This window comes from Phaeodactylibacter sp. (genome assembly GCF_040219495.1).
GTDB lineage: Bacteria > Bacteroidota > Bacteroidia > Chitinophagales > Saprospiraceae > Phaeodactylibacter.
In genome coordinates this window covers 1-6,279 of record NZ_JAVJSK010000150.1, presented here as the reverse complement: position 1 = coordinate 6,279, position 6,279 = coordinate 1, and the positions used below count along the sequence as shown (strand labels likewise).

The 6,279-nt window shown below is 49.8% G+C and carries 5 protein-coding genes; 2 read left to right on the top strand and 3 right to left on the bottom strand.

What is annotated here, in order from left to right; genetic code table 11:
* Window positions 1–139 precede the first annotated feature (139 nt).
* A complete protein-coding gene (locus RIC19_RS24070) occupies window positions 140–1,096 on the bottom strand; it encodes a hypothetical protein (RefSeq protein ID WP_350180943.1) in 957 nt (318 codons plus the stop codon).
* A 424-nt stretch (window positions 1,097–1,520) separates the two neighbouring features.
* Window positions 1,521–2,372, bottom strand: a complete 852-nt coding sequence (locus tag RIC19_RS24065) for an alpha/beta hydrolase family protein (protein ID WP_350180942.1) — start codon at window positions 2,370–2,372, stop codon at window positions 1,521–1,523.
* A 162-nt stretch (window positions 2,373–2,534) separates the two neighbouring features.
* On the opposite strand from RIC19_RS24065, the gene RIC19_RS24060 reads away from it, so the two are divergent.
* Window positions 2,535–5,000: a T9SS type A sorting domain-containing protein gene (locus RIC19_RS24060; RefSeq protein WP_350180941.1), complete on the top strand. Its 2,466-nt coding sequence runs from the start codon at window positions 2,535–2,537 to the stop codon at window positions 4,998–5,000.
* Between the two features lie 78 nt (window positions 5,001–5,078).
* On the opposite strand, the gene RIC19_RS24055 is transcribed toward RIC19_RS24060, so the two are convergent.
* Entirely contained in the window at window positions 5,079–5,384 is a 306-nt protein-coding gene (locus tag RIC19_RS24055) for a muconolactone Delta-isomerase family protein (protein WP_350180940.1), read from the bottom strand.
* Between the two features lie 120 nt (window positions 5,385–5,504).
* On the opposite strand from RIC19_RS24055, the gene RIC19_RS24050 reads away from it, so the two are divergent.
* The gene (locus RIC19_RS24050) at window positions 5,505–6,077 is read left to right on the top strand and encodes a GrpB family protein (protein WP_350180939.1); all 573 of its coding nucleotides are present in this window, start codon (window positions 5,505–5,507) and stop codon (window positions 6,075–6,077) included.
* The last annotated feature ends 202 nt before the right edge of the window (window positions 6,078–6,279 follow it).

The window sequence follows — 6,279 nt, the reverse complement described above, 5'->3', positions numbered from 1 at the left end:
TCTAGTCGAAAACTAACAATTTTTTGGTTAGACGAGGCACGAAAACCGGAGTTTAGCCTTAGCTAAATGAGGATTTTCGGGACGAAGTATAAGCGAAAAAGTGTAGTTTGCAGGCCGATTACTAAAGTCCCAACACGCTCTAAGTATTGGGGAATATCATGGGCTGAAATTGCAAAGCCAGGGCAATGACCAGTAAAAGCAAATGGAGCACTTCAGCCATGCGGCCCGGCATGCGCACAAAGTTAAGGGACAACAATAGCCCAACAGGTGCTGCCAGGACCATCAGGTGGTCGAGCTGTATGTGCGATTGGAAGAGCAAGCTCAGCGTGAAAATGAGCAGGCCCCAATAGAGGATGTTGATTTTGCGCTGTACCTCAATATTTTGCTTAAGCATATAGCTGCGGTGGCTAAACAGCACCACGAGCACGAGCACACTCATCATACCAAGGTCCCGGTATACGCGTGCCGGAGCTGATGCCACATAGCTCAGCCACTCAAAACTGCTGACCAGCAGTTGTGTGTACGCGGGGTACCAGTCGTTCCAGAACCCCCATGCTCCGACCAGAAAAACAGGCACGAAGAGGCCTGTAAGTGCCATCAGACGCTCACTGATTTTAAACGCCCGGAGGATGTTAAGTCCAGTAAAACCAAAGAGCAGCAACAGTAAAAACGAAGGGTAAAACAAAAAACCTACACCCGACCAGAAGCCGATATTGAAGATGCGGTCGGCTGTATTATTCTTTTTGTAAGTCGCAAAAACCTCTCCGGCTACAATCAGGAAAAAGGTATTCCCCATCAATACAGGCGAAAGGTAGTGGAAGGAAGGGAGTAAGCTGCTGACCAGTACATAGAATACGCCGGGGAAAAGACTGACCTCAGTTGCCAGGCGGTGCTCCATGACCAGGTAATTCAGATAGAAGCCCTGTATCAGCAGGAGTAGCATGGCAACAATAGCCGGCAGTTGACCGCTATAGCCGATCCAGTCGTATATCCAAATGGAAAAAGGGCCTGCACCCTGAGGAATCATATCAACAGGCACAAAGAATACCGAACCTCGCACAAGCAGGATGTATAACGCGAGCAGAATACTCGCCATAAGCTGGTTGGATCTGAATATGGCTAACACAGCACTTCGTTCTGTTTATGCTCAAAAGTACCGAATTCAACCTAATGGAAAAAACGAAAAGCCTTACACCTGCCCGGAGAGTAAAATAATGTGGACCTCTGAGGCTGCCGATAGAAAAAAAACGGGACAGATTTTTTATTTAAGATGTTGATTTTCAGTAGTTTGCTGATTTTTATGCAAAAGGAATAAAAAAAGTGCCTTTTTATTTGTGGAAAACTGCCAGGTCTGTACTCTTACCTATAAATCCAAATAAAAACGGTTTTTAGCCTTGTATAACCCCAAAGGCACACTTATCAATCCCTGTAATTTTGAGAGAATAACCCCAAAAAACCAAATCTCTCCAGATTTCGTTCTCAATTTCCAAACCCGGCTTCTCCAAGCCGGGTTTTTTTATTCACAGGCTTTTCAAAAACTGTATGGACTGATCTGCCAGCTCCTGACTATGAGTGGGGAGCGTCTCTTGTTCGAAAGGGTGCCGACCGCCAAAGACATGGTCTGCGTCAGCAATCAGGTGAAGTTTCGCATCCGGCTTTTGTCGTTGCAAAGTCTCGGCAGCGGTAGCGGGTACGGCCGGGTCCTCCGTGCCATGCACAATCAGCATAGGAATATTCAGGCGCTGCAACGCCTGCTCTACGTTCAGGATTTCCCTCTTCGCTTTATAGTCGCGGTACATCTGGAAGTAGATGGGCATTTGCTGCCCGGTCCGCCCATTGACCACCTCATATTGCCCGTCCGCTTCCCACTGCGCAATCATGTGCGGCGTTTTCCAGGCATAATCCAGGCTGGCAACGGAAGCCCAGGTCAACAGGCTCGAAATCCGCTCGTCCTGGCTGGCATAGATGATTGAAATCGCGCCTCCCCGGCTATGACCGATCAGGTGAATGCGCCCAAGGTCGGCTTCTTTAGCAGGCAGCCTTTCATCACCGTGGTGCAGCCAGGTGAGTACGGCCTGCAGGTCATTCAGTTCCTTGGAATAGTTGTTCTGCCCAAATGCTTCGAGGTCGGCAAAGTCAGTTGGAGCAGCCAGCGTCGTGCCGTTGTGCGAAAAGTTGAATTTAATAAAAACAAAACCGGCTTCCGCAAACCGCCGGGCAATAAGGTCCCAGTGCCCCCAGTCCTTGAAGCCTTTAAAGCCGTGGGCGAACAGCACAATAGGCTTGGGCTGGCTGCTTGGCACGTAGTACACATCAAGTAGGAACGGGCGGGCGGCGGCCCCGGTGAGTTGCAGATTGCGGAGGATTTGCATGGAAGTTTTACAGAGGAAACAGGACAGGGGGGGGCGTTGGTTCAATAGTTGGGAAACTCCAAATTTGACGGGAGGGTTGCGGGAATAAAAATGAGAAATGCTCCAAAGCTAAATTTCGGGTAGTAGTTTTAAAGCTTATTTTTTAACTAAACTATTTACTGAATGAACCTTAGACGTTTCTACTTATTTTTTGCGCTCTTATTTGGAGGAATCCTTACGAACGCTAATGCCCAATGCTCTGTCGGAGCATTACTCACCAACGGATCTATTACAATTACCTGCGATGAGAACGACTTTTTTGACCTGGAGTTAGATGGTACAAGTACTATTCCTGCGACAGGCGGATTAGGTTGGGAGTTCTCCGATGCTCTTGGTGGCACAGGTGGGCTTGCCGGTGGTTTTACGATTACCAACTCAAGCACACCCAATTCTTTTGATGCCAGCCTTAATGGCATCATGCCCGCCAATAACCTGGATAACCTTTCCGGGACATGGGTGGTTAAAGGCGTGGTATATGAAGATGCCGGCGATCCGCTGAATACCATTTGTGCAACGACTACCGATTCGTTGATCATAGATTTTCTAAGTGAGGAAAGCCCGGTGATTACAAGCCTGGTTGACAACGAAGATGGCTCTGCTACCGTTGAGGCTAGTGGTGGAACGGAACCTTACACCTATCTCTGGTCTGATGGGCAGACCACTGCTACAGCTACCGGGCTTACAGATGCTGTATATACCGTTACTGTTACGGGCGCTAATGGTTGTACAACTACAGGAGAGGTAGCCGTCGGGAATGCTGTTACCTGTCAGGTAGGCGTATTAACTACTGCCGGGGAAGTATCAATATGTACTGCGGATGGCACCTTTGATGTTGCTACTGATGATACAGAAACGATTCCTTCGTCTGGCAGTTTTGGCTGGGTATTCTATAACGCGCTCGGCGGCACAGGAGCACTAGGGGGGGATTTTATCCTGACCAATTCACCTACCAGCGCTACCTATGACGCAGATCTTAACGGGGTGCTAAGTAGCAATAACTTCCCGGCATTTAGCGGTACCTGGGTCATTAAAGGCGCTGTCTATGAGGATGCGGGCAATGCTTTTAACTCTATTTGTTCCGTTACTTCAGACTCTCTGATTGTTAATTTCGGAGGGACGATAGCTATTCTGGAATTGGTGGATAACGGTGATGGCTCTGCTACGGTAACTGCAGAAGGTGGCACGCCACCATACACCTACATGTGGTCAGATGGGCAGGAAGGCCAAACGGCTGTGGGCCTGGAAGAGGGTTTATATACCGTCACAGTAACTGACGCAGATGGTTGCAGTGCTTCTGAAAGTATTTCTATTGGAGGAGGTGCAGAACCTTGCCTGGACTGGATGGAGCCTAATCCGGGAGTGGGCTGGCCTGATTTTAATTCCTTCTTTGGAGGTGCTCCCTGTGACGATGGGAGTGGGTGCCCTTTCAACGAGATCACAGACTTTGAAGTGTTTGCATCGGAAGCGTACTCTATAGATGGTTTCCAGGAAGGCGGAACGTACACCTTTAGCATGTGTAATGGTCCGGGTGCCGGAAGCTGGGTGCCTGAGTTTACGATTATCGCGCCCAGTGGCGGGGTGGACGCCTTTGGTGCTGGTGACGGCGATGGCTGCTCCATCACCTGGACAGCTTCTGAAAGCGGTACTTACCTGATCGTAATCAACGAAGCTGGCAGTTGCGGCGGCGGTGATAATACTGCCACAAACAATGGCTTCCCTGCACTGACTTGTACCGGCGGTCCTGAAGTGGCTTGCCCTGTAATTTCCTGCGCCGTGGGTGAGTTGGCCACTGTCGGTGAAACAGTAGTTTGTGGTCCGGAAGGGACTTTTACTATCGAAACTGACGGTACAGATACTATTCCTGAAACTGGTGGTTTTGGCTGGCAACTTAGCGATGCTCTGGGCGGTACCGGGGGCTTGGCTGGCGGATTTACCCTGACCGGCTCTAACCCAAGCTCTACTTTTAATGCCGACCTGAACGGAGTTATGAGCGGTAACAATCTGGACCCGCTTGGCGGCACCTGGGTATTTTACGGAGTGGTCTACACCGATGCTGATAACGCTACAGGAACCATTTGCGGAACAACAACCGATTCACTCATCGTAACCTTTAATCCTGAGCTGCTGGCTTCCGCAGTGGATAATGAAGATGGGACAGCAACGGTAACCGCAGAAGGTGGCACGCCTCCATATGCTTACGAGTGGAGTGATGGACAAACGACTGCTACGGCTACCGGACTGATGGAAGGCGTGGCTTCTGTTACCGTAACCGATTCTAATGGCTGCACCGCTGCAACAGAAGTGGAAGTCATTTCCAGTGTTGGTGTGATTAAAGGGTTGAATAGCCTCTATCTGGGCCCGAACCCAACGAATGGGCAGCTGACGGTTCAGTTGGAACTGGATCAGCCAAAGGTACTGCGTTTGGAAGTAGTCAATACGCAGGGGCAAATTGTTCAGCGTGTTCAGGCAGGCAAAAACGCAGCGCTGAACCATAGCTTTGACTTCAGCAACCGCGCAGATGGTCTTTACTTTATCCGCATTATTGCTGGTGATGATGAGGTGACTCGACGGATAGTCGTCACGAAATAAAGGATTGAAAATTTAGTTTAAAGCTATAAAGAGAGCGGTTGTATCAGTAATGTGCTGGTACAACCGTTTTTTGTGGGGTCAGTTGAGGGAAAAAGCAGGTGTAGCTTCAGCCGTATTGAAAGAGGTCAGTTGGTTGATTTCCACTCGCATGAAGGGCGTGAGCGGGAAGTCGGCCAACATTTCCAGCACCTCCATTTCGGAGTTGGCATTGAAGATGGCCCACAACTTTGCATGCTCCAGGGCCAGCGCGTAATTCACCAGTGTGCCTTCAGAAAGGTAGCGGTCTACCACCGCCCGCTGGTAGGGGATGAGGTCTGTAAACGCTCTGGACAGTTCCTCCGGGAGTGTGAAGTCCACCATGAATTGATTGGTTGGATTAATCATGCGCTTTTTTTGCAAACATACTCAAATTCAGAGGCTTTATGTGGGAATCAGGGCTGAAACCGGCCTGGTTTGCGTTTGATTTGACAAATTAGGAAGCGTAGAATATGCTATATTCGGCCCATGGCAGTACGTGTAACTATAGAGCCTTACAATGTGGCATGGCCGGCAGCTTTCCAGGAAGAACAAGCTCGGTTATTAGCCTGTCTGTCCGATTGGATGCCCGAAGTACAGCACATTGGGAGCACCGCCGTGAAAGGGCTGGGGGGTAAGCCCATCATCGATATTATGGTAGGCTTTGAACAGGAAAAAAGCCTGAACGCCGCAGCCAGCCTCCTGGTTGAACACGGGTATTGTTACTATCCTTGCTTTGAAGAGCCGCCTTTTCGCGACCGGCGTTTTCTGGCGCTGCTGCAAGGCTATCCCTCAACGGTTTTTGAAAGCCCGGACGACTTTCCGGACCGCGTGGCGTATCCGCCTGTTTTTCACCTGCACCTGCTGCGGCAAGGCTCGCCCTTTTGGAAACGGCACCTGGCCTTCCGTGATTACCTGCGGCGGCACCCGATCACACGCGATGCTTACTACCGCATGAAAGTCAAGCTGGCTAAGGGCGTTTGGGAAAGCCAAAATGATTACGCCAAAGCGAAAACGGCCTTCATCCGCCGGGTGGAGCGCCTGGCGGAGCTGGAGGGCTGAGTTTAAAGGTTTGGACCCCTTGAGATTGATCCGTTTGTGCATAGTGGAAGTATGTATTCTCATTTAGAGCGTGTTGGGACTTTTGTCTTCTAGTCGAAAACTAACAATTTTTTGGTTAGACGAGGCACGAAAACCGGAGTTTAGCCTTAGCTAAATGAGGATTTTCGGGACGAAGTATAAGCAAAAAAGTGTAGTTTGCAGG

Bases quoted from the DNA above. Each gene is read 5' to 3' on its own strand.
- RIC19_RS24070 (WP_350180943.1), bottom strand. From the start codon at position 1,096: ATGGCGAGTATTCTGCTCGCGTTATACATCCTGCTTGTGCGAGGTTCG.
- RIC19_RS24065 (WP_350180942.1), bottom strand. From the start codon at position 2,372: ATGCAAATCCTCCGCAATCTGCAACTCACCGGGGCCGCCGCCCGCCCG.
- RIC19_RS24060 (WP_350180941.1), top strand. From the start codon at position 2,535: ATGAACCTTAGACGTTTCTACTTATTTTTTGCGCTCTTATTTGGAGGA.
- RIC19_RS24055 (WP_350180940.1), bottom strand. From the start codon at position 5,384: ATGATTAATCCAACCAATCAATTCATGGTGGACTTCACACTCCCGGAG.
- RIC19_RS24050 (WP_350180939.1), top strand. From the start codon at position 5,505: ATGGCAGTACGTGTAACTATAGAGCCTTACAATGTGGCATGGCCGGCA.